The organism is Acinetobacter sp. ANC 3832, from assembly GCF_002135415.1.
Lineage (GTDB): Bacteria > Pseudomonadota > Gammaproteobacteria > Pseudomonadales > Moraxellaceae > Acinetobacter.
This window is the reverse complement of the sequence record NZ_NEGJ01000004.1, coordinates 157,295-179,306: the sequence shown is the minus strand read 5'-3', so window position 1 is coordinate 179,306 and position 22,012 is coordinate 157,295. Positions and strand designations below refer to the sequence as shown.

The window sequence follows — 22,012 nt, the reverse complement described above, 5'->3', positions numbered from 1 at the left end:
TTAATTGTTATGCATCGCTTTATGATCTTGTTGTGCAATAGCGGTTTGTTTATCGATATACACGGCTAAATCTGAAAGATTAACGACCCAACTGGCTTTACCTTTTTCACCAAGACGAGCAACAGGAAAGGGTAATTCTTGTCTGCTGCCTAGTCGTTTTGCATGTTCAATGGACATATGCACTAGGTAGTCTTTTACTACTGTTTCCAGTGAAATAACAGGAGACATATAGCGAATGAATAGCATTTGATATGTATTCATTGTTGGTGCAAATTTAGCCATTGTTATGCGACTCCTTGATATGTTTTTTCAATTTGGAAATTTGTTTCAATTAATGCACCCGATATATTAGACCGATTTAAAAATTTATCTTCAATTGTAATGCCTTTTCTTTTTCCTTCTTGGCGTTGCATGACTGCAATTTTTGCATGCACTCCCATTCTTTCACGATTTAGCACTTCTGCAATAAATTTCACTGGATAATGATCTTGTAACATTGAAATCAGCACTTGTTCTTCACATGGCCACCAACCGCCACGAGTTTGTCTAAAAGGTTTAATTTTCTTTGACATTCTTATGCTCCCAATACGGCATTGCTTGGATTTGTTGCTAATGTCAAAAGCTGACGAGCAATCCATTTTTGGCGCTGTTCAATTTCTCTTTTAGAGAGTGGTAAGGCATCTTCGAATTTTGGTTGAATAATAGGATTGACTCTTTGGCGGTATTTTACAACTTTAAAAAAGTTTGGATGAATTTGATGGGGTGTAAGCACAGCATTTGAAACAGAAGTTTCAGGTTGTATTCTTTTTACGTTAGAATCATTTTGCATTGTTTAGTCCTCAGACTTAGTGATGTAGCACATGCAGAAGTGACCGCTTCTGTATGTGCGCTTTAAAAATTATTTGGATGTAGTATTGGGTTGATAATAAGGATTGGTAAATAGCCAACATTTCACAACACGTTCACGGATATCAGACGTGGCATTTTTAACTTCATCTGCAGGGAAGTTTTTGGACTTCACTGGTTTATTCATTTCTAAAAATTTATAGCGTCGACTTGAGCGTAGTAAGGTTCTCATTTCATTGATGTCGGGCAGTGATTGATAGTTTCGAGCTGCAACTTTGTAGACTTCATTGAGATTGATTGCGATGCATTGGGCATCATGATCATGATGGTTTAAATTAAATGATGCGCTACGGCTGACATTCATATATTCAAAGGCATCCCAGAACTGTTGTACCATCGGATGATCACTCCCCAGTTGTTCTACACGTTCCCGTGCCATTGTTTCTAGTATTCGTTTTGCGTCGCAGATTTCTTCTAGATTTATCACATCTTTTAAAACGTGTTGCTCAAGTGCATCGAGCATTGCTGATACTTGTGCGTGACACAAAGCGATACGGGTATGGGTAATGCCTTTTTGATGAAACTCTTCTTCGAGTGCCTGGATATTTTCTGTATATGTTTGCATAATTTTGGCTTCACTTTTTAAGCAATGCGTCATGTAGGTACATGCGTCTTCTAGTGAAATTCGGGATAGACGATCGGCAATTCGTTTCTTTTCTAAATTATGTCCTTTGGTGGTCACTGTAATGTGCAAGGTACGGGAAAGTATTGCTTCAGAGGCCTGAATGGGCGTGTTTTGGCTAATCATGATTGCACCACGGAATGGTGGCTCATACGTTTCATTACCTGCGGTTTTTAAGCCTTTAGAACGGATTGCTCGACCGTTAAATGCATCTTTGAGTTCATCCCAACTAAACTTGGCTTTTTGGGCATTACCATTTTGATCGTTGCGATCTCCTTCAATGAGAACTATGGGCATATTGGATGCTTGAGCGAAGTTTCGATAGATTGCGACACTGGTGGATTTATTTGGGTCAAAACCTTCATAGGCTTCACGCCCACTGAATTTCCAAAGTAATTCGAGTAGGGTTGATTTACCTGCACCGGCTTGACCGACAAACTCAAAGAATGGGTATGAGGAGTTGAGTGCTCGAATTTGTTCGGCAAAATATGTGCCTGTCCACCATGCAAGAATGACTAAACCATTTGCGCCATTTAATGAGTAGAAGTCTTTCCACCATGTGGCTTGAAATTCTTTCTTTGGATTGAGGTGAATGACAGGGGAATTGGCTAAGGATTTAAGCTCTTTTTTTCCTGTTTTATAAAAATCATGTTCATTTTTGTGGATAACTTGCCCTTTATGCACAGCGTATTGATCAAAGATGTAGGCTTGATAATCTTTGCTATAACCAATGAAGTCGATGGTTTTTACTTCACGTAATTTTTCAGTTTTACGTTTAATAAATGTTTCGAGTTGTTGGTCACTACCTGTCCACATTGCACCTGAAAGCACTGACATGACACGGGGTTTAAATTTGCTTCGTGATGCCATGTGTTCTGCTGTAAAGGTCGTTTTAGTTTCGCCCCACGGGCTTTGTAGGTGGAAGTAGTACCATGATTCATCTGTGATTTCATTGCGTTGGAAATATAGTGGTTCTAGTTGTGCATTGCAGATCTCTTTGGCTGATGAACAGGTTTTTAATGCCTTAATACGAATTTCTTCTTCTGAGAGCATTTGTTCTTGTTGGCTTTCTTCCACGTATTGAATGGCTTTGTTGTATTTTTCATAATCGAGTTCCCACCAGTAGGTGCGGAAGCGATGATTAAAAAAGAATTTACTGAGGTTACTTCCATAAAAATTGTAGATGAGTAGTCCTGCTTCCTCAGGTGTTTCTACAATTTGAAGCTTGCCGTAATGGAGGTATTTATCCTGGTCTTTTTCGTTTAGTTGTTCTCGTTGGAAAAGGTCATTCCAATCTAATGATTTGCCATTGATCGGTACAGGAGGGAGCGCAGCTGTTGAGATCCAACCTGTATCTATTGCTTGTTTGTGGTGTTTGGTGAGGAACTTTTTACCTGCATGATCATTGTCTAAAGCCCAAACTAAACGAGGTTTATCTTTATTGAGTTCATGACAGCGTTTATTAATGGCATCCAACATTTGCGTTGGATAATTTCCACTGTTCATATTACTGATGCTAATGATTTCAGACTGTGACAGGGCAATGCTGTTGAAGATGCCTTCTGTGATCCAGATACTACCTGCATGGCAGAGTTGGTCCAACTCATGGATTGTCCATGCTAAGCCTGTCCATTTGCCAATGAAATTGGCTTTCTGACGACCAAAACGATCTGGTCTGTCTATGATGCGTTCCCAATAAATACCTTCAGCTAGTTGGAAGCGTACTGTGGCACTGACCAGACTTTTATTTTTTGGAGATTGGTATAGTTCTTGGCTGTAACGTCCTTTTAGGTTTTTAAGGTCGAAGCCACGTCCATCTTTTAAATATGCATCTGCTGCAGCATTTGGATTTTCTGCAGTTCTTGGATGGTACTCTGACCAATCTTTAAAAAACTCTTCGCAGATGTCTTTAACGTATTCTTCATAGCCACATTTGTTGATGCGTCCACACTTCACCATGCGTGGTGTTTCTGCATGGGTGTAGAGTTCTTTTTCATTACAGTTTGGACACCGACCTTGGCGATACCATTCACCGACTCTTTTAAAGTTAAAAAGTTGGTTGAGTCTGTCATCGATACGACGTTGAAGATCCATTTAAAAACCTATAAGAGTTTAATTTGTTGAAGGCGGTTGCGATATGTCGATGCTCTGGTCAAGTCAATTGTTGATGAGTGAAATAGGGCAGAGATAAAGCCTTCAACATAATTTTTTTGATGTTCATCAATTTCGGTTTGTATTTCTAAACTTTTTAAATGATGTTCGAGTTCGTGTTCCCATTGGCGTTTGTGCTGAGGGAGTCCTGTTTCTATTTCAGGATTTGGATTGATGCTGTTTTGTATTGGTCGCACCATTTCTAGACTTGCTGCAAAACTTGCAAGGCATTGGTCATTGCGACAAGACACAATGAGTTCGTGTAGAAGTGGTGATGGTCTTTTACGACTTGATACATGCATACGAATGCCACAGTGGGGGCAATAAAAGCCAATTGATTTACTCATGGAGTACCTCTAGACATTCAATAAAGAAATTGTTGCTCCCGACGACAATCATCTTTTTGAAGCTTTTTTATTGATTTAATAAATCTTGCTGTTGATTTGAAATGGGTAAACCGAGTTCTGTCATTTTTTGATGAAGCAGGTGAGTAAACGCAATTTTTTCAGTTGGATTTGCCATTTGACGAAGTTTCATGAGGTTCATGAGTTCGGCAGTATCTGTTTTATTTTTATCTTTGATAGCTACACCTTTAGTTTCGTAGTCGTGTAGTACTTGTGCCCATTCAATTTGAAGATTTAAAAGTTTTTCTGCTGCTGTCGCTTTACCCATTGCTTTCATAATTTTGGTGTTGATACGTGCAAGATAAAAATATGCACGATTAAGTTGAATATGAATTACATCGTTTGGGGTGGTAGGGCTACCTGATTGAGCAGCAATAACAGGGCTTTTGAACAGTTTTACTGCATATAAAAGTATATTTTCTTCATCTAAAAGACTCCTTTTTGCTGTACGCCAGTCAAGTCCTGCTAGATCTACAAGGTTTCTTGCTGTTACGTATTTTATGCCTTCATAAGTAATGACCTGTAATGTCATACCATGAAAATAAATAATGTCTGTAATACGTGCGGTGTTTTGTACTGAAGTTTGCATAGCGTTCTCTTTTAATTCATGCAATTTATTTTGTGTACTTTTGTTTCTAAACTCTGCATTACTGTGAATGGGTAAAATACTGAGCTTTATGATTATTCTGAATTTTGAGAAGAAGCCTTGGAAAGATTTTTTTCAACAAGGTGCTTAATCCATTCGTTTAAAGTTTTGTCTTCTTTCGCTGCCTCTATACGTGCAAGTCGTTTGATATCTGGAGTGGTACGAAAGCTAACTTGGATTTCTTTTTGAGATTCTTGAGTCGCCATGTTTTTTTCCTTGTTAAAGACAGTTTTAAACTGTGGTTGAGGGGGAACTTTGTTAAAATGGTGTGTGTTCAACAAGATTGTATATCAAATGGTATACTTTCTAAATAGGTGTATATCAAATGGTATATGAAAATGCCGATCAAAAAGGGGATCGCATTCGTATTGAGCGATCAAGACTGGGATTGTCGCAAAGTGAATTTGCATCCTTGATAAACAAACAAAAAATGGCAGTGTTTCGTTATGAAAAAGGCGAGCGTGTCATGGGGCAAGATGATCTAGAGGCTTTAAATAAAGCAGGCGTAGATGTTTGGTATTTATTGACAGGTGAACGTAGCCGACCTGATTTACTTTCTGATGAGGCAAAGGAGTTGCTTAAACTTTGGGATACGGTAGAGCCTAGTCAGAGAGAAGTTCTTATGACTTTAGTAAGAAATTTTGCTGAGAGTTTTTCTAAAAAGTGAATAAATGAGTAAATGGGTAAAATCTCATTTACTCTAAGCTGTTATAAGAAAAAGAAAAATGCTATAAATTGAGCAATTTTAAATTGTTAAGTTTATAAGAGTTTTATATGTATATTAATGAAGTCGTTAGTTATTTAGGGGCTTGGGAAACTTTTAAAAATAATCATCCAGATTTATTAGACGAATTATAGCAATTTTTTGAAACTGTCTCACATCAGCTCTACAAAAAGTATAAAGAAGAGAATTCAGATTTCAGATTTTTTGCATCGATTAGAGACTCTTTGATCCATGAATTAGAAGTTCTAAATTGGGATGATAACGGTTATTTCAACATCGCTATAGGATCATTAGTTAATCAGAGTTAAGGGTGGCAAAGCTCTGGTTCTAATTAAAAGTTTAGGAAGACGATATAACAGTATAGCTGAGTGGTGTGGGATGCCTGTTATTCCGAGTTTATTTGTGAAGGAATAATGTTAGATGGAAATCGATTGGAAAATTGTTGCACCAATAGTTGGTGCCTTTGTAGCAATTCTTACTTTATTTTTTAAACGACATGAAGTGACGAGTTTGAAACATAAGAAAATTTCAGACAGGCTTGCTTCAAGTATTCAATATTTTGAAAAGTACTATGAGAAGGGTCAGACCAATCAGCTGGTATTAGACAGAGCTGCTCAAGATCTTGCTAAAAGCCCAAACGTGGATCATAATTTAGTTAATCAACTTATTGAATTTCATCAAAATTATTTAGTCGATTTTGACCAAATGATTTTATTATTTGATGAAGGGAGTCGTTATATATCATATCAAAAAGGACAAACATTAAATATTTCCAAAGATCTTTCAATTAAGCCATTTATATTTCTTAAACTGAATTGGAGACGCTATATATTTATAACTGGATATTTTATTTTTGCATTTTTGGGTTTATTACTTTTTGTAGTACTAGTTAACATAAAAGAAGTTCAAATAATTGTACTTTTGGTATTGATTATTTGGTCTGTAGTTTTTATTGCATTTGCACTTTTATTTTTGATGTTAGAAGATAGTCTTAAACAAGCAGAAAATTTTATCAAACAATTAGATATAGCAAATAAAAAATACACGACTATTGAAAAGCCTAAAACTATCATACTTTTAGACAGAAATGGTAAGCCCTCTTAAAGAGGGCTTTTTATTACTCTATATTTACTGCCTTTTGAATTTGGCGAACCTGTTCTTGAATAATAAATAAAGTTGCAGCAACAGATTCACCAGTAAGTGAGTTACAGCTTTCAGTCGATTCAATTAGTAAAGCTAAATGCTGATCTAATAATGACAATCTAGTTTGAATGTCCATAATCTTTACCCTTTCTCATTTATGGTTGAAAAACCAATGTTTATAAGATCGGATAACTCATTAAAAAGTGACCAACTTTTTTCCGTATTCTCAAGTATTAGAATGGCTTGAACTGCGCTTATGCTTAAGTTGTAGCAGTCAAATGATTGATTATAATGATAATCAATTTCTACTCTTAATTTTGACCAGATAATATTGGTTTCAATAAAGGTTTTATAAGAGACATCTGGGTTGATGAGATTATAAAGTTTTTTTGAAGAAACAAAGAACTGACGTTTATTGGTCTGTGGGTTTTTGACCCTGAATATAATTTTTTTGATCATATGTCATACCCCGTACGATAGGACTGCATATAACACGCTTTGCAACGAGCAGCCCACTTTTGAAGACCGTTTTTCATGCCATTTTTAAAATAAAATTCTTCGTCAAAAGGGAAGTAGTCGTTACACATAGGGCAACATTTTTCAGTGCCTAATTCGGTTTGTATATAAATTTTAGGCATGACTTAACCTCGTTTGTGTGAACGAAGAAAATTTAAAAATTGGATACTAAGTTTTTGAGGTTGGGCAAAGTCAGACGCATGTAAGCGTTGAATGCAGAGAGTGTCTAGGTTTAGACATACAGGTGCTGAAGGCACACTTTTGTTTTGAGTGTTCATAGTCAAGTCGCTTTTGGATAAGTTTTTATACCTACCAACATCCTTCCTACGGGATGGTGGCAGACTAAACAGGGTGTAGGAATACCGTTCCAAAAGCATACGGCCAGCACAAGGCTGCCCTGTCTAGCCTGCCATAACGACTGCTAAACAGTAGACAAAAAAAATGCCGCATAAGCGACTTTGATTTTGCGCTTTTGGATTATAAAACAGGTTCCTACGCCCGTTCACAGTTTCGCTGTGATATTTGCAATATAACGATGATTTTTTTTTAATGCAAGTGTTTTGTTGATTCCTTATAAGGTCTACTTATGTCGTAGTAAGTGAACAATGTTATTTAAATAACATTGTTAAGATGATATTATTTTTTTAAAGAATTTATTTGTATTATATAGGAAAACAATGGGCGACTCTTCACAACCGTTAGATGATTTACCGAATTCTATTGTAAAAAAATCAACAGAGTTAATGCGCAGAAAAGCAATTACCTATACGAAACTTGAAGAAATTTATGTTAAACATGGATTCTCTGAGTCAAATGGCGCTCAAAACTTAATTAATAAAGTTAAAAAAAATGATGGGTTGGTTTCTGTTGATTTAAAGGGACTTGATAAAGACTTAACTAATATATTACTAACACATTTAAAGTTTAATGATAAAATTTTTAACATTTATCATATTAAAGATGTTAATTATTTAAATGAAATTTACGATAAATTAAGAGAAAATAGTCTTGATGAGTCTGAATTTGATTTGGAGATGGGAGATGAAAATACAACTTATCATGGCCCTTTAATTGAGATTGATGATTTTTCTATTTTCTACTTTCAAACATCTCGATACTACTATCATAAAGATGAGATAAAAACTGCTGATCAAAATAAAAAAACCTATGATGATAATTTTCATGGTGAATTAGTTGACTTATATGGGAAGTGGAAAATTAGATTAAACTGTTATGACTTTATTGCCTTAGATTTCAAGAATAATTATTTAGTAATTGGCTTTGATCTAGGTTCTTTATTTAAAAAACCTGAAATTGCTTTAACAAAGGAAAAGTTAGAAAAAATAATAGGTAAAAAAAATAATTTGTCTATCATGACCGAAGTTAATTTTTATCCTTGTTTGAAAAAGATGCATGATGAAGTTGATAGTGCAGGAAATCTAATTGGATCTATTTTAGGTCATAGAATGTTAACTTTTGAAGGAGAAAATGTAAGTGCATTTTCTCCTTCAACTAAAACCGATTTAAGATTGGGAGGCTATCATGCTGCTGGTAGTAAAGCTGTTAGAAGTTTAGATTTTCACGTTATTCAAAAGATGTATTCTCTTGGTTCCTCAGACCCTGTAATAATGATAAAGGAAGATCTAAGGGTGTTAAGAAAATTATCAACTAAAGCTATTTATTATGCATTGGTAACTGATTTAAAAAATATTCAAGATCTAAGGTTTTGTTTTAATAAACTATTAGAATTAAGTTAAGGTTATGAGAGATATAAATGTTATTGAGTTGTACATAAAGAGGTTGCAAAAATCTGATCATTTAAAAAATAAGTTAAATGATCAGATTCTGTATGGCTATAAAAATATAATTGATTATCTAAAAGAATTTGTCTTTTTAAAAGATTATTACACTTATGAAAATTTAATGGAGGCTTCAAAATTAGAATTATCAAAAAGAGAGTTATTGTTGGAGATAGTATATATATTAACAGTGAAAGAAATCGATGTACTGAAATATAAGTTTGAAGTTTATGATGAAGAAAATGACAGAATGATTGATGTTAATGCTGAGCGTGTTTTTCGAGCATATCTTAAGAATGAGTTCTTTCATCCGCTTAATGGTAAAACTATATCTATTCAAGAATTTAACCATGAAATTATTCCATTTTTTAGTACTACTAATAGTTTTAAAATGAAAGTGAAGCAGGATAGTAATGTTTAATTTTAGTGATCCTAAGGCTCTATATAATTTTATGCTTAATGGTGTAGTCGAGTACGGCACATATGAGGATTTTGTAAAAATCTTATATACTCAAATTGATGAAATAGTTTCTGACATGATTTCTACTTCTGAAGACTTTGTTGATGCAAGTGAAGATTATATTTCTAATAAAATTTGTTCATCATTAGTCGATAGAAAATTTAATGCGGTACGTGAGGCAAATGAAAATGGGAATGCAGATATAAGAATAAAATTGGGATCATATAAGTGGATTGCTGAAGCAAAAAGAGCGACTGCAGTTACTAACGTTAGAGAAGGTTTACTTCAACTTTTAACACGTTATGCAAAAGGTGAGGGTAATGCTACTTCAGGAGGGCTGTTTATATATATACAGGGTGATGATGAGAGAGAAGGAGTTTTTATGAAAAAATGGATAGATACTGAATTACCTAAAATAAAGGAGAGTAAAGTTATTGAAATAATTTCTACTTCCCCTTGCGATTTAAAGCCTACCTGTTATATATCAAAGCTGATACATCCAGATTCTAAAAATGGCTATAGTTTAAGACATATCCCAATAGGTTTTTTTCATAATCCTAAAGATAAAAGTGCTCGAAATTCAAAAAAACATACGACGAATTAAAATAAGTACACAACCTTTTGATATTATTTAATGAGGTTGTGTTCATCTCCTATATTTTAAAAGCTTTTCAGAAAAATCTCTTTTTATTAGATATAAAAATTCAAATATATAAACGGGTAATCCCCCTATTATTGCTAGAATATTATAAGTAAATTGATCTTGTACTATATAACGTCTAAAATCTTCAGAAAGAATAGTTAAGCTCAAGATAAACCAAAAATAAATCATGATACTTAGCCAAAAAATACTCTGGTATGCATGACATTTTATGATCTCTCTATTAATTAGAATATCATCTTTACGGATAGCTTTAATTTTTCGTAACTCTTTAATTCCAGAATTACGAATAAACTTACCTATAATTCCTTTTTTACTTAGATGATGTTTAATATTGACTAAGAATTTTAAAATATGTGGTATAGCTAAAACAATTAGTCCAGTTGAAATACCAACGACCCAATTATTATCAAGAAAATTGCTCATTTTTTTTTATCTCTTATAAATGATATTCTTTTTGTTCTGGGAAAAGACGTTTTAAATCATTTGGATGGATTTTAAAGAGTGGTCCTCTTTCTTTTAATTTTCCATCAGAATATCTATGGCTAGCATGATCCATAGTAATAATTCCATCAAAAAGTAACTGCATGAATTGGTTTATTAATGGATTTTTGGTATGAATAATTGATTTAAGAATAAAGTGTTCTATACCGTTGATAAAAATGGGTTCTGCATTAATCCAAAATGTTTCCTTATGTTTTTCTGATAATCGGCTTCTTAATTTATGCCCAGTCCAGTAAAGAATATCACCATTAACATTATGGATTTCGGCTAATAAATCTTCATTTAATCGACATTCAAATCGTAAACCTTGTGAATTAAAGGTTTTAGTACTTACTGTACAATTTAATTTGGAATCACTTCCACGACTGTAACCGTATGCATTTATAACATCTGCACTACTTTTTAACGGGCTAATAGCCCAATCAGCTACTTGTGTAAAAAGAGTATAACGGGTTCTGCCTGGTTTCTCTCGTTTACGAGCAGATTTTAATTCAATGCCTTTATAATCAGGATTTTTAGATGAATTTGCTGAAATACCAAGCGCATGTTCAATAGTCATGCCAATGCCAGTATCGCCAGACTTGATCGATTTTAAAGGACCGAGTTTTGCTATTGCTCTTAACTTATCTAATAACTCAATAGCGATCGCATCTGACTGAGCAGAGAACTTTTGTAGTAAAGCAAGTTGTTGACTTAAATCGATTTGAGAAATATTAAAAACATAAAGCAAGCCATTAACCAGAATCAAAGCAAGAGTGTCATTTGCTTGTACATGCGGCTTAAGTTTATAAACCCAAATGCGTGGGTCACCTTGTTTTGTTTTTGGTCTATACAAACTGACTTGCGTATCGATAACTTCACTGGCGGTTACTAGCTTTGCAGGATTTTTCTCAATGTCACCTTGAGTTTGAGTTGCATAATCGTGATAGTGATTGAACTTGAAAAAATCTCGTAGAGGAGCAACAGCATCCATAATAGATTTATCAATACCAGTTGCGGTAATAATTAACTCACTGTGATCTAAACCAAGTTTTGCTAATAGCTCACGGTTATGACGAATTAAATCTTCATTGATCAGTGGGTAAGTGACAATAGGTGGAGATACTAAAATAGGAATAGGATTTAAAGATTCTTGATCTTTAGATGCATTGTTGAGAGCAATCCAACTTTTATAACCATACTGTTGAGCAATTTTATTTAATGCCAAAGTATGAGAAATTTTTAATGCATCTTTTAATTTTTTGGCATCATTTTTTAAACGCTCAATTTGGCGTTTTGGAAATAGTGGTATTTGTTCCATTGAAATCACCTTTTAGTTCATACTTGGAAATGCTCGACCCGTAACAAAGCTTTCCTGTACAAACAAAAAGACAGAAGTGTTTTCAATGAGATAACCAAAAGGGGTTTTTACAGTTACGGGCTGTAGGCTTACTCAGGGAGGCCTAAGCTAATATTTCCACAACTTAACAAAAATAGCAACTTAACAATGCTATAAAGCGACATTTTGCGTCGTTTGAGCCTGGTTTTTTATTTGATTTATTATTAAAATGCACTGGTTGTTAAATTATCTTGTTTTAAGGAATGTCTCATTTGAACCATATTGAATTATTTGCAGGCTGTGGCGGTTTGTCGCTTGGGCTAGAGTCTGTTGGTTTTGAATTAGTCATGGCAAATGAACTTTCTCCTATGGCAGCCGAGACGTTCGCTTATAATTTTTTTAATGAAGAATTGGACAAGCAGACTCAAGAAAGCCAAGTTGTTTGGCTCAGTAGTAAATTTAGCAAAGATAGAATAAAAGAACGTCTAAGAGAGGATCCGAGAACTTATCCAGAGTTAGGGGAAGGGAGTACAGATCTGGGCGAAAATACGACACTGAATAAAAAATTAGTGGTTGGTAATATCGTTCAACTGAATCAATGGTTAGAGCAAAATCCAAGCCATGCAAGCGAATTAAAAAATGCTTATGGTGAAAAGGGTGGATTAGATTTAGTTTCAGGAGGCCCACCTTGCCAAAGTTTTAGCATGGCAGGCTTAAGACAGTTTGATAATAAACGTAATGTTCTACCGTGGGAATTTGCTAAATTTGTGCAAATGACTCAGCCTAAAGTTGCTTTACTAGAAAATGTGACAGGAATTTTAAGAGCTTTTGATGTAGAGGATAAGAAATTCTATGCTTGGTTTGAGGTAGCTAAAGCCTTTGCATTAATAAACTATATTCCGTTATGTCTACACATCAATGCAAAATATGCAGGTGTTGCTCAAAACCGTCCACGCTTTATTTTTCTTGGAATTCGTCATGATATATTTGAAAATATTTATCCTAAACTTAGTGGAAATGAACAAAAATTATTTAAAAAGTCTTTGAGCTTTGTTGAGCAGCTTAAACAAAGTGGAAGCGTTGAGTATGGTGCTCTAAATTATTTTGATGTCAGCCATGATGACCAAGTTAGTACATTCAATGATACATTTTTACATCCACTGATTAAATATAAAAATAATGTGTTTTCAGTTCAAGATGCAATTGATGACTTACGTACCCAAGGCTCACAGAAATCTAAATATATTGATTTGATAAATAGCACTTTGATGCCGAATCTTGAACCGCTAGAGAAACTCAAAAATCATGACCTAAGAAATAATGGTATTCATGTACAACGTCGTTTTAGGATTTATCAAATTCTTCAAACACTGGATACCTCGATAAAGAAAGAAGCATTAGATCTATTGAAGGGCAAGATTAGTCTTGTTTCAGAAAAAACAGCTCAGACATTACTTAGTTATGATTATTTAGTAAATTTAAATCAGTACGCTAAATTTTCTGGTATTGATGAACTGATCCAATACTTTAATGAACATCAAACCAAAAAGCAGACTCAAAAGGCTTTAATTGCGAATCAGCCTGCACCTGCTGCTTTATCTATTCCAGATGATGCATGCCATTATCATCATGATGAATTAAGAACTTTAACGGTTCGTGAAATGGCTCGAATACAGTCTTTTCCTGATCATTTTGAGTTTAGATCTAAAGTAACTACGGGAGGGCAAATGCGTCAGTTTGAAGTCCCACAATACACTCAGGTTGGTAATGCGGTACCACCGTTATTGGGTCAGGCTCTAGGGAATGTTGTTAAGTCTTTGTTAGATCTTCATGATGTTAAAGACTAGCTTCCAACTCTAATTGACTAGTTAGACCGCCATTTTTGGCAAAGCTATGTGTCGCTTTTTCCACAATCCAGTTCAGTTGATCAATTTTATTTTTAAAGCCATCTAGTTTGACAGGAGACTCTGTACTGATTTGAGGCATACCCAAAGCAAGGTTGATACTAAACTTTGCCATTTGCCTTTTAATTTCTGCCATTTTTGCATGAGCTGCACGTTCAGCTTCGGCTTGATTGGCAAAGGTGCCTTTGATTCTTTTAATTTTTCCTTTCTCGCCTGAATGGGCGATTTCACGTTTTGCCTTTCCTGTATTTTGATAACCTGCAGTGACACCTGTGTAATCAGATTCACGATCTTGTTCGCTATATCTGAACTGGTCACCATCGTTCCTGGTCAATGTGATTGTAGGTAGATCTTTACCTGAAGCAGATTTGGCTGAGCCTGCTTTGAAGATGAGCAAGCGATCTTTTTTCACTGCCATTTCTGCACCATTAAGCTTTGCCAAACGAGCCAATAGATTGAGATCCGACTCATTGGTTTGGTCAATATGATGAAGATCGATAGTTTTTAATTGGTTGGTCATGATCAATTGCAAAGTATGCTTTTGAGCAATTTCAGTGGCTACTTCACCAAAGGTTTTACGATGATATGACTTAGATTGAGCGACTTTAATCTTGCTTTTAAAATTAGCACTGGATGCTTTGACAATGATTTTATCTGGGGTGCCTGACCATTCCGATTCATCGACAATAAAGTCACCTTTATCATGCAAATTTTCACCGCTAAACCCCATTTTACAGTTGAGTTTGACACCACGTTTAGGGAGTTCAAGTGCACCATCACTGTCATCTAATTCGATGCTGAGTTCATCTGCTTCGTTGGCTCGATTGTCGGTCACAGTAACATTAATAATTCGACTGAGAATTAAGGCATTGAATGGTTTGTTATCTGCTGTTAAAAGGCAAATAGGGGTCTTAATCATGCGGTTACCTGTTTTACATCAGGTGCAGTTTGCTCCTCGATCCTTTCATCATCGGTACGAGAAAGTTTTAAGGTGTAATCCACTTTACGTGGTACGCCATTGTCTAGAAGAATGGATTTGGTTTCGTCAATATTGTCGATGACATAGACACCATATAAATAGCCACTGCCATCCATGAGTACGAAACCTTGTCCTGTACTAGCCATTGCAGCCAGTTCATCAATAGCAAAGCGATTGCCAAAACCGTACTCCTGATAAATAAGACCGGGTAAAGTTATGGTGTCTGTGCCCACACCCGTAAATTGCTTTTTTGCTCTGCCTGAAGCCACTGCATTTTCAGCATAAGTCCACGTTCGTTGGCGTTGAATTTCATGGAAACTGAGCGTGTCAGTTTGAAATATAAATTGTCCTAGACTCATTAACATTGAGGGCTGTCCTTAATCTATATCGTTGTAACTGCGGTTTTGTGCTGCAACGACAGATTGTTGCCATTTATTCATTTTCTGTTCCATCAATGCGCCCACGGCATGTGTATCTGATACACCCGAAATATGGATTTGAGCAGGGGCAAAGTGATTGACTGAGGTTTTCGCTTGCGGTAGTCGTAACGGTACAATCGGTTGGGTTTGAATGGTTTTCGTGGGGACAGGGATTCCAGTCGCTGCTGTATTACTAAACTGTGGAATTTGAGGAATCTTTGGAATATTTACAAAAGGGATTTTATTCAATCCAGAAATGAGCATATTGACAGCACCAATCACCAATTGAATCGGTGAAAGTAAATGATCAAGAATATTGGCTCCAACGGTCATCACACTATTTTTAAAGTTTTCCCAAGCGACCATAGCATCACCGACAAAGATCACAATTTTAGCAGCGGTTTCACCAAGCCATCGACCAATGGTCATAAACGCTTCAGCAAATATTCCGACCAAAACTCCAATGAATTGACCTAAGACTTGACCATAACTGGTAGCGTTTTGAAGTTCTTGATTGGTGGCTTGCATAGGAGTCAGTATTTCACCTAATACACCTTTGAAAATAGTCCATGCACTCACCAGTGTGTCCCATACAGGTTGTAAGGGTGCTAGGGTAGCTTTAAGGTTGTTAAAGGCCGAACGAAGGCTGTCCATGACTGGAGCAAGTCCAATTTTTAGACCGTCCCAAAAGCCTTTAAAAAAAGCTTTTATTGGTTGCCAGTAGCGATAAATTGCGAGTGCAACCAGTCCAATAAGAGCAATGATCCACGTGAGTGGGTTGGTGAGTAGGGCAATGCTGAGTGTGCGAATGCCTGCTAAAACCAATGGAATTGCCCGACTGGCAAGAAAGGTGAATGCACGACTTAGCAGTAGAATAGATTTTGTAATTAAGTTGAACCGACTGGGTAAACCAATGCCCAATTTGCCTGCGATTGTTCTAATTATAAACATCACTATTGCAAGTTTGGTCACCCCTGCAATTAACCCAACGATTGCACCAAAGAATAGATTGGTGGTGTATTTGACCCCAAGCATTGCAACTTTAAACAGAATTAATTGCATGGCAATTTTGGCTAATGTACGGACAAGTTCTGGATTTTCATCGACCCATGTTTTAATGCGATCTATGATTTCAGTTATTTGTTGAATAAATTTACGTAGATCATTGCCGAGCACTTTTTGTATTGAAATACTAAAATCCTGCCAAGCACCCCCCATGTTTTCGATATCGCCTGCAAGGTTATCTTTTAAGATGGCAGCTGCCCGTGCAGCAGCTCCTTCTGAGTTTTCCAGTTCACTGGTGAGTTGTTTGATCTTATTGACAGTTTTACCTGTATTTTCATCTAGTACAGATGTTTGGTCGACTAGAACTGCCATTGCAGAAGCTGCTTCAACACCTGAAATATCTGAAATAAGCTCTAGGCGTTTTTGTGAACCCATTCCTGCGGTTGATTTGCGAATATCATCTAAAATATCTGCCATATCTCGTAGATTGCCTTTGGCATCAACGGTAGTGACATTGAGTGATTGAAGTGCTGCTTTGGCTGCCTTGGGAGGTGAGGCTAAACGCAACATAATGCCACGGAGTGAAGTGCCTGCTTGGGTATCTAAAATATTGTTATTCCCCAATAAGCCTGCCATTGCGGTGGTTTCTTCAATACTTGCACCATATTGCTTAGCAACAGGTGCAACATATTTCATGGTCTCACCTAAGCCTTGTACACTGGTTGCTGTGGCATTGGTGGACTGCAAGAAAATATCATTGACGCGATTAATATCTTTAGCAGCCAAGCCGAATCCATTGAGTGTACCAATTGCAATTTGGGCTGCTTCAGCCAGTTCAACTTTGCCTGCTTCTGCTAACTGTAATGTTCCACCTAAAGCTTCATGAATCTGACTTGGATTAAAGCCTCCTGAGCCTAAATTGAACTGTGCCTCGGCTGCTTCTTTAGGACTAAATGATGATGCTGCACCCCATTTTCGAGCATCTGCTTCAAGCATTTTCATCGCATCACTATGCTTTTTTAGGTCTAGAACAGCCTGTACGCCACTCATTTGTTTTTCAAACTCTATAGCAGGTTGAAAAAATTGATAGAGTCCTGCACCTGCGACGACACCACCCATTGCCATTGCTTTAAATTCTTGATGCATGGATGCGCGACTTTGCTTTAGTTTTTCATTCCATTGGTCAGTTTTATGCAAAAGAGCGGTGAGAGCATGATCAACATGACCATACTCAGTCACCATCATTCGTGTTGCTGAACGAACAGCATGAGAGGTTTTTTCAGTTTGTTTTAATGATTGGTTATAGCGTTGTGCATCTGAACCGCCTAAGGTTCTGTTTAGTTGCTCGATAGTTCGAGTGAGATCCTCAATTGCATTTTCAGTATGATCGGAATGTTGACGAATCAATTTAAGCGGTCGAGTAGCTTCATCTACGATGGTTAAAATTGCACTTAGACTTAGACTACTCATATATTGACCTGTTTATTGATTCACTTCTGATCGTGCTCGAGCACGTTCGTTCCACTGCATGAGTTCTTCAATTTCCCAATGTTCACATTCTTTGGGTGTCCAATGGAAAATCACAGCGAGATTGGCTATGACGTCATCAACGCTGCTTGGGATTTCGCTTTCGCACTGACTAAAAAACTCGTCAGTTCCACAGTTAGAGTGGTGTAATCTGATACGTCCATGGCATTTAATTCGGCAACATTAAGCGCAGGTTGCGTGACTCGAGTCAGTACCGTATTGACTGCGTTAATGTCCCATTTGAGAACGTCTTGTAAACTTAAATTGCGTAGGGTGCCAACGTTCGGTTTGCGGATTTGAACTTCAAGAATTGAAAGTTCACCACGGATGATTGGGTTTTCCAAAGTGGCTGTTTTTACATTTGTATCTGTGATGATATCTGTGCTTTTGCTCATGTTGTATGCTCTTTAAAAAGAAAGGACTTGGTCGAATTAGAGACCAAGTAATTGTTTAATATCTGCGACTAGATCACTGCTACCAAAGCGTTCTACACCATTGATAAAGTCAAGCTCGAACTCGACTACACCATCGACTTCCATTCGGAAATAGGTGTAGTTATAAGTCATTTTAATTTCAGTTTTATCGCCATTTTTTGATGTACCAGGATCTAATTCGAGGGCTTGGCCACGCATATAAATTTCGACAGTTTGTTTTTTGCAAGTGTCTTGGTTTTCATAGATACCGACATAGCGTACAGGTAGGTCAGATGTGCCACATACACTGAGTTGACGATATTGTTTTACGTCAAAACCTGCATAGGTGACTTCACCTTCAAGCTTTTCATAACCCATTGCCAAAGCAATATCACCAATCATGCCTGCACCACGAAAGTCTTCTGTTTTCTTGGAAATTTTGGGAATGTTGAAGCTTTCTGCAACACCTGCCCAAGAATGCATATTGACGAAGACATTAAAGTTTTTAAGTGTTCTAGGTAGCATGATTAGACCCCTTCAGTGGTTGAGTTAGCACCATTGATCATCTGTGCAAAGTCCATAAGATAGCGACCTGTAATTCGCTGATTCAGTCCGAGATTTTCGAGGGGTGGAACAGGTGTGTAGTCATAGTCGATCCACATTTGTCCTTGCTGTAAGTTGGTGACTGAGTTTTCATTTGCGTCATACCAAACTGAAGCACCAAGTAAGCGTTTTGCAGTGACATGCTCTTGTAACTCAAAGTTGATTGAGTCAATGATGTCTTTGGCTAGAAAAGGGGTGAGGGGCTCATCTACAAAAGGAAAACAGCCATTGATAATGGTGTCGAGAAGAAAATGGGCAGTACGTGTTGCCACTTCAAAGGCAAAGTCAGGATCTGCAGAGCAGGTACGATTGCCCCAAAAGCGGAAACCTTGATGTTGAATCATTGTGGTGATGTCTTGGCTATTTAAATAACCTGCATCGGTATCTGGATCTTCTAAATCCCATGTGATAGGTCGGCTGATTCCTGTTGGACCCGTCACTGGAATATTTGAAAGTGATTTATGCCAACCAACTTTTTTGTCAGTTTCAGCACGAAGTGCAGCTGCTGCTACCACGGCAGATAGGATGCCTGGTCCGTAGAGTAGAGTCATTTTTATTTCCTATGGATTATTTGAAAACTCGATAACCATTTGATTGGACAGTACGGTAAAGAATTGCATCAATGTTGTAATTCCCGTCATATCGACCCAATAATTTGGATTTTCATCTGTATTAAAAACAATGGTGACTCCACCATTGGAAGATGGGTAATTCACATCCTCAAATGAAAGTGCTCTTGACCATGTAGTTACACCATTAAAAGTTTCGGTTGTATCAAATAGGTTGGCTAGATTGACCACCTTTTCGCCATTTGTACCTACCGACTCAGGGTTATAGGTATGTAACAGTGGCGATTTAGAAATATTTTTTGTAAGTCGAATTCTAAAACCACTGCCTGCAATGTCAGAAGGTAAGGATGGAGACTTTCCCAAGAATATATTTCCACTGGTAAATTCAGGCCAAATGAGCATGATTTCACGATGAGAAAGTGTGTCTCGATAGGCTGTCACTTCTTGCATGGTCTCAAGCATGACGCCATTTACATCACGAGGGGTCACATAAGAAAATGCCCGTAATTTCTTATTGATAGCTGCAAGTTCTTGAACTACATCAGGGGTTTCAACATCAGGTGCAATCGTGATTTTAGGTGTAATTCCTAAAATAGATTTTGCTGTAAGTAGGGCTTGAATACCTGTACGTTGACCGTTATCGAGTGTTGTACCAATCACTAGACTTTGATTTAAAACTTCACCTTTAAACGGATCGGCGATACGCACAACCACTAAAGTGGGTGAAGTAATTGCAGACATTGCTTCTAATGTTGTACGAAGATTACCTTCAGTACCTGAAGCTGCAAGTGCTCGATTGATGGATGTCACTAAAGTCGGTGTATCAAGTGCAAAAAAATCTTCATCTGCATCATCTGAAAAGGCGATGAGTCCGATGACATTAGTGTCTGCATCTCGCATTGGGATGATGCCTGACGTGGGTTCTTTTTTAGATATCCCATGATGGAACTCAGCCATGATTACTCCAAATATGTTGTTTTGACAGATTTGAAATCATCATGCTGTGTCAGCTTTTTTTATTCTATAAACTGAATCCTGTTTAAGTCTTAAACAGGATTCTGCAGTTTTTAAATGTGATCTAATATAATTTTAAGTTGTAGTGACCAGAGCAAAGCCGATACCTGAATCATCACCATAATTACCACTGTTTTTCCAACCGAGCCCACGTCCACCAATCACAAGATTTAAATCAATTGCTTCTTCACTGCTATTGGTAAATTGAACTTTGAGACGTGCTCCTGAACCGCCACCTCCGCCATACGACCATTTTTCATCCCCAATACCCCAAGCACCTGCACCGCCATTGTTCAACATTCCGATACTGGAAGGTAGTGCGACTGCGCCTTCTTGGCGATTCCATCTTGAGCCAATTACAGCAGTGTTCCCTGCAGTATTTTCTAAAATAATAAAGCTCTCATCGGCATTGAGTGTATTGACTCCTCCAATACCTGCTTTACCATTTGTATAGGATGAGCCATTGCCCCAAACGCCACCTGTTCCTGCTTTACCACCCCCTGTAATGAGTGTATTGGTTAAATAACTGAGAATAATATTTGCACCATTGGTTCCATGATCTTCATGAGTACCACCAGAATAAACAGAACCACCTCCGCCACCGCCTGCTGCAAACATATCAATACTCATGGTTTGATTCGCTGCAACGGAAAGGGTATGTGTACCTTCATAATAAGTTTGCTGACCTTCAGGGTATTTACTGGTGTCCATAATCATTACAGAAACTTGTTGCCCTTGAATAAAAGTCAGTGCAAAGGCAAGGGTCTGATTACCTTCCGTTTTATTGTCGGCAATAATATTGAACGTTTGGAAGGCTTTGCCTGTTGCATCAATAATGAATTGCCCATTCATTATTGATGGAGAAATATCGTCTGATTGAATACCTGTAATTGACCAATCTACGGGTGTTCCTGTGGCTAGACCTGTCGTTTGTAAGGTAAATGTGATTTGACCACCTTCATCAACCACTGTTTTATTGGTGCTTAATTGATAGGTTGGACCTGTTGCTCCATCCTCTAAGCGTTGCCAAATTCGAGTGGATGCTGCTTGAAATGAAGCTCCTGTATTGATTCCTGAAATCGCACCAATTGCATCTCCCATTGAAGCAACACCTTTGGGAACATAAGGCCACAGTACCCATGTGGTTTCATAACCAAAAAATAATTTTAAGGCGGTGGCAGGGTGATAATTATAGTTGTTAGAACCATGCCAAGAACCCACATGATAAATATGCAAAAATGCTTGTTTTATTGATTCAGTCAAAGTGGCCAATACCCAATCTTTATTTGCAGTGACGTTATTGGGTGAAACGGTGATGAGTACATTACTGCCTGCTTCAGCTTGGATATCAATCACGAGTGCAAGTTCACCACCTGCACCATCACTTAAAACAGGTTTATAGCCACCATGATAGTTTCCGATATAAACCAATTGCCCCGTGGCGTCAGTTAATCCCAATTCATGCACATTAAAGCCACCAATATGACTTTCAATGGTTGCGGTAATTCGTGCAATATTGCCAATAATTTCGATGGATTGAATTGGAACTGAAGCACGTTTATTGACTAAATTGGTTCGGTTTTTTTTACTGATTGGACTATAGGGTAGTCCATTGGCATCACCCAAATGTAAGTCTATGAGTTGAATGGTTTGTATGTTATGTGCATTGGCGATCAGGCTTGAACCGTAATCTGTGAGCGTAAAATAATAAGTGGCTGACATAAT

The 22,012-nt window shown here is 37.0% G+C and carries 26 protein-coding genes; 6 read left to right on the top strand and 20 right to left on the bottom strand.

All coding sequences use genetic code 11. The features are described from left to right. The 7 genes from B9T35_RS07525 to B9T35_RS18240 form a co-directional block, all read right to left on the bottom strand. On the bottom strand, positions 1-282 hold the full coding sequence (locus B9T35_RS07525) for a pyocin activator PrtN family protein (protein WP_086190504.1): 282 nt from the start codon (positions 280-282) through the stop codon (positions 1-3). Positions 283-284: 2 nt separating this feature from the next. Continuing rightward, entirely contained in the window at positions 285-572 is a 288-nt protein-coding gene (locus tag B9T35_RS07520) for a hypothetical protein (protein ID WP_086190503.1), read from the bottom strand. A gap of 2 nt (positions 573-574) precedes the next feature. Continuing rightward, a complete protein-coding gene (locus tag B9T35_RS07515; protein ID WP_086190502.1) occupies positions 575-829 on the bottom strand; it encodes a hypothetical protein in 255 nt (84 codons plus the stop codon). A gap of 69 nt (positions 830-898) precedes the next feature. After that, entirely contained in the window at positions 899-3,622 is a 2,724-nt protein-coding gene (locus B9T35_RS07510; protein WP_086190501.1) for a toprim domain-containing protein, read from the bottom strand. Positions 3,623-3,630: 8 nt separating this feature from the next. Further along, on the bottom strand, positions 3,631-4,026 hold the full coding sequence (locus tag B9T35_RS07505; protein ID WP_086190500.1) for an ogr/Delta-like zinc finger family protein: 396 nt from the start codon (positions 4,024-4,026) through the stop codon (positions 3,631-3,633). Positions 4,027-4,093: 67 nt separating this feature from the next. Further along, positions 4,094-4,672 (bottom strand): phage antirepressor N-terminal domain-containing protein, encoded by a 579-nt coding sequence (locus tag B9T35_RS07500; RefSeq protein WP_086190499.1) that lies wholly within the window; start codon positions 4,670-4,672, stop codon positions 4,094-4,096. Positions 4,673-4,764: 92 nt separating this feature from the next. Beyond that, positions 4,765-4,935 carry a toxin-antitoxin system HicB family antitoxin gene (locus B9T35_RS18240; RefSeq protein ID WP_139842011.1) on the bottom strand — a complete coding sequence of 57 codons (171 nt, stop codon included), beginning with the start codon at positions 4,933-4,935 and terminating at the stop codon, positions 4,765-4,767. Positions 4,936-5,054: 119 nt separating this feature from the next. Between B9T35_RS18240 and B9T35_RS07495 the strand changes: the two genes are divergently transcribed. Both B9T35_RS07495 and B9T35_RS07490 read left to right on the top strand, forming a co-directional pair. Beyond that, on the top strand, positions 5,055-5,396 hold the full coding sequence (locus tag B9T35_RS07495) for a helix-turn-helix domain-containing protein (protein WP_086190498.1): 342 nt from the start codon (positions 5,055-5,057) through the stop codon (positions 5,394-5,396). A gap of 477 nt (positions 5,397-5,873) precedes the next feature. Next, the gene (locus B9T35_RS07490; RefSeq protein ID WP_086190497.1) at positions 5,874-6,557 is read left to right on the top strand and encodes a hypothetical protein; all 684 of its coding nucleotides are present in this window, start codon (positions 5,874-5,876) and stop codon (positions 6,555-6,557) included. A 13-nt stretch (positions 6,558-6,570) separates the two neighbouring features. Here B9T35_RS07490 and B9T35_RS18400 read toward each other — a convergent pair whose 3' ends face one another. Next, a complete protein-coding gene (locus tag B9T35_RS18400) occupies positions 6,571-6,732 on the bottom strand; it encodes a hypothetical protein (RefSeq protein ID WP_171264237.1) in 162 nt (53 codons plus the stop codon). 5 nt (positions 6,733-6,737) lie between these two features. Further along, the gene (locus B9T35_RS07485; protein ID WP_086190496.1) at positions 6,738-7,055 is read right to left on the bottom strand and encodes a hypothetical protein; all 318 of its coding nucleotides are present in this window, start codon (positions 7,053-7,055) and stop codon (positions 6,738-6,740) included. Between the two features lie 734 nt (positions 7,056-7,789). On the opposite strand from B9T35_RS07485, the gene B9T35_RS07475 reads away from it, so the two are divergent. From B9T35_RS07475 to B9T35_RS07465, 3 genes are read left to right on the top strand one after another with little or no spacing between them, the layout of a single operon-like run. After that, entirely contained in the window at positions 7,790-8,869 is a 1,080-nt protein-coding gene (locus tag B9T35_RS07475) for a hypothetical protein (RefSeq protein ID WP_086190494.1), read from the top strand. 4 nt (positions 8,870-8,873) lie between these two features. After that, complete coding sequence (locus tag B9T35_RS07470) at positions 8,874-9,332, top strand: hypothetical protein (protein WP_086190493.1); 459 nt, start codon at positions 8,874-8,876, stop codon at positions 9,330-9,332. Then, positions 9,325-9,975: a hypothetical protein gene (locus B9T35_RS07465; RefSeq protein ID WP_086190492.1), complete on the top strand. Its 651-nt coding sequence runs from the start codon at positions 9,325-9,327 to the stop codon at positions 9,973-9,975. Before B9T35_RS07470 ends, B9T35_RS07465 begins: the two co-directional genes overlap by 8 nt. A gap of 42 nt (positions 9,976-10,017) precedes the next feature. Here B9T35_RS07465 and B9T35_RS07460 read toward each other — a convergent pair whose 3' ends face one another. Then, positions 10,018-10,458, bottom strand: a complete 441-nt coding sequence (locus B9T35_RS07460; RefSeq protein ID WP_086190491.1) for a hypothetical protein — start codon at positions 10,456-10,458, stop codon at positions 10,018-10,020. A gap of 13 nt (positions 10,459-10,471) precedes the next feature. Beyond that, entirely contained in the window at positions 10,472-11,836 is a 1,365-nt protein-coding gene (locus tag B9T35_RS07455; protein ID WP_086190490.1) for an MvaI/BcnI family restriction endonuclease, read from the bottom strand. A gap of 281 nt (positions 11,837-12,117) precedes the next feature. On the opposite strand from B9T35_RS07455, the gene B9T35_RS07450 reads away from it, so the two are divergent. After that, a complete protein-coding gene (locus B9T35_RS07450; protein WP_228147102.1) occupies positions 12,118-13,701 on the top strand; it encodes a DNA cytosine methyltransferase in 1,584 nt (527 codons plus the stop codon). Here B9T35_RS07450 and B9T35_RS07445 read toward each other — a convergent pair. The 9 genes from B9T35_RS07445 to B9T35_RS07405 form a co-directional block, all read right to left on the bottom strand. Further along, complete coding sequence (locus B9T35_RS07445) at positions 13,691-14,677, bottom strand: contractile injection system protein, VgrG/Pvc8 family (RefSeq protein WP_086190489.1); 987 nt, start codon at positions 14,675-14,677, stop codon at positions 13,691-13,693. The two genes, B9T35_RS07450 and B9T35_RS07445, sit on opposite strands and share 11 nt — an antisense overlap. Further along, positions 14,674-15,102 (bottom strand): phage tail protein, encoded by a 429-nt coding sequence (locus B9T35_RS07440; protein ID WP_086190488.1) that lies wholly within the window; start codon positions 15,100-15,102, stop codon positions 14,674-14,676. The genes B9T35_RS07445 and B9T35_RS07440 overlap by 4 nt, the downstream gene beginning before the upstream one ends. 12 nt (positions 15,103-15,114) lie before the next feature. Further along, positions 15,115-17,631, bottom strand: coding sequence for a phage tail tape measure protein (locus tag B9T35_RS07435; RefSeq protein WP_086190487.1), 2,517 nt, complete (start codon positions 17,629-17,631; stop codon positions 15,115-15,117). A gap of 12 nt (positions 17,632-17,643) precedes the next feature. Continuing rightward, a complete protein-coding gene (locus B9T35_RS07430) occupies positions 17,644-17,745 on the bottom strand; it encodes a GpE family phage tail protein (protein WP_228147101.1) in 102 nt (33 codons plus the stop codon). Positions 17,746-17,756: 11 nt separating this feature from the next. Continuing rightward, positions 17,757-18,083 carry a phage tail assembly protein gene (locus tag B9T35_RS07425; protein ID WP_086190485.1) on the bottom strand — a complete coding sequence of 109 codons (327 nt, stop codon included), beginning with the start codon at positions 18,081-18,083 and terminating at the stop codon, positions 17,757-17,759. Between the two features lie 36 nt (positions 18,084-18,119). Then, positions 18,120-18,626, bottom strand: coding sequence for a phage major tail tube protein (locus B9T35_RS07420; RefSeq protein WP_086190484.1), 507 nt, complete (start codon positions 18,624-18,626; stop codon positions 18,120-18,122). A gap of 2 nt (positions 18,627-18,628) precedes the next feature. Further along, positions 18,629-19,255 (bottom strand): phage tail sheath subtilisin-like domain-containing protein, encoded by a 627-nt coding sequence (locus tag B9T35_RS07415; RefSeq protein WP_086190483.1) that lies wholly within the window; start codon positions 19,253-19,255, stop codon positions 18,629-18,631. 9 nt (positions 19,256-19,264) lie between these two features. Further along, positions 19,265-20,230, bottom strand: a complete 966-nt coding sequence (locus B9T35_RS18560; RefSeq protein WP_213033359.1) for a hypothetical protein — start codon at positions 20,228-20,230, stop codon at positions 19,265-19,267. A gap of 132 nt (positions 20,231-20,362) precedes the next feature. Next, entirely contained in the window at positions 20,363-22,009 is a 1,647-nt protein-coding gene (locus B9T35_RS07405; RefSeq protein WP_086190482.1) for a phage tail protein, read from the bottom strand. Between the last annotated feature and the right edge of the window lie 3 nt (positions 22,010-22,012).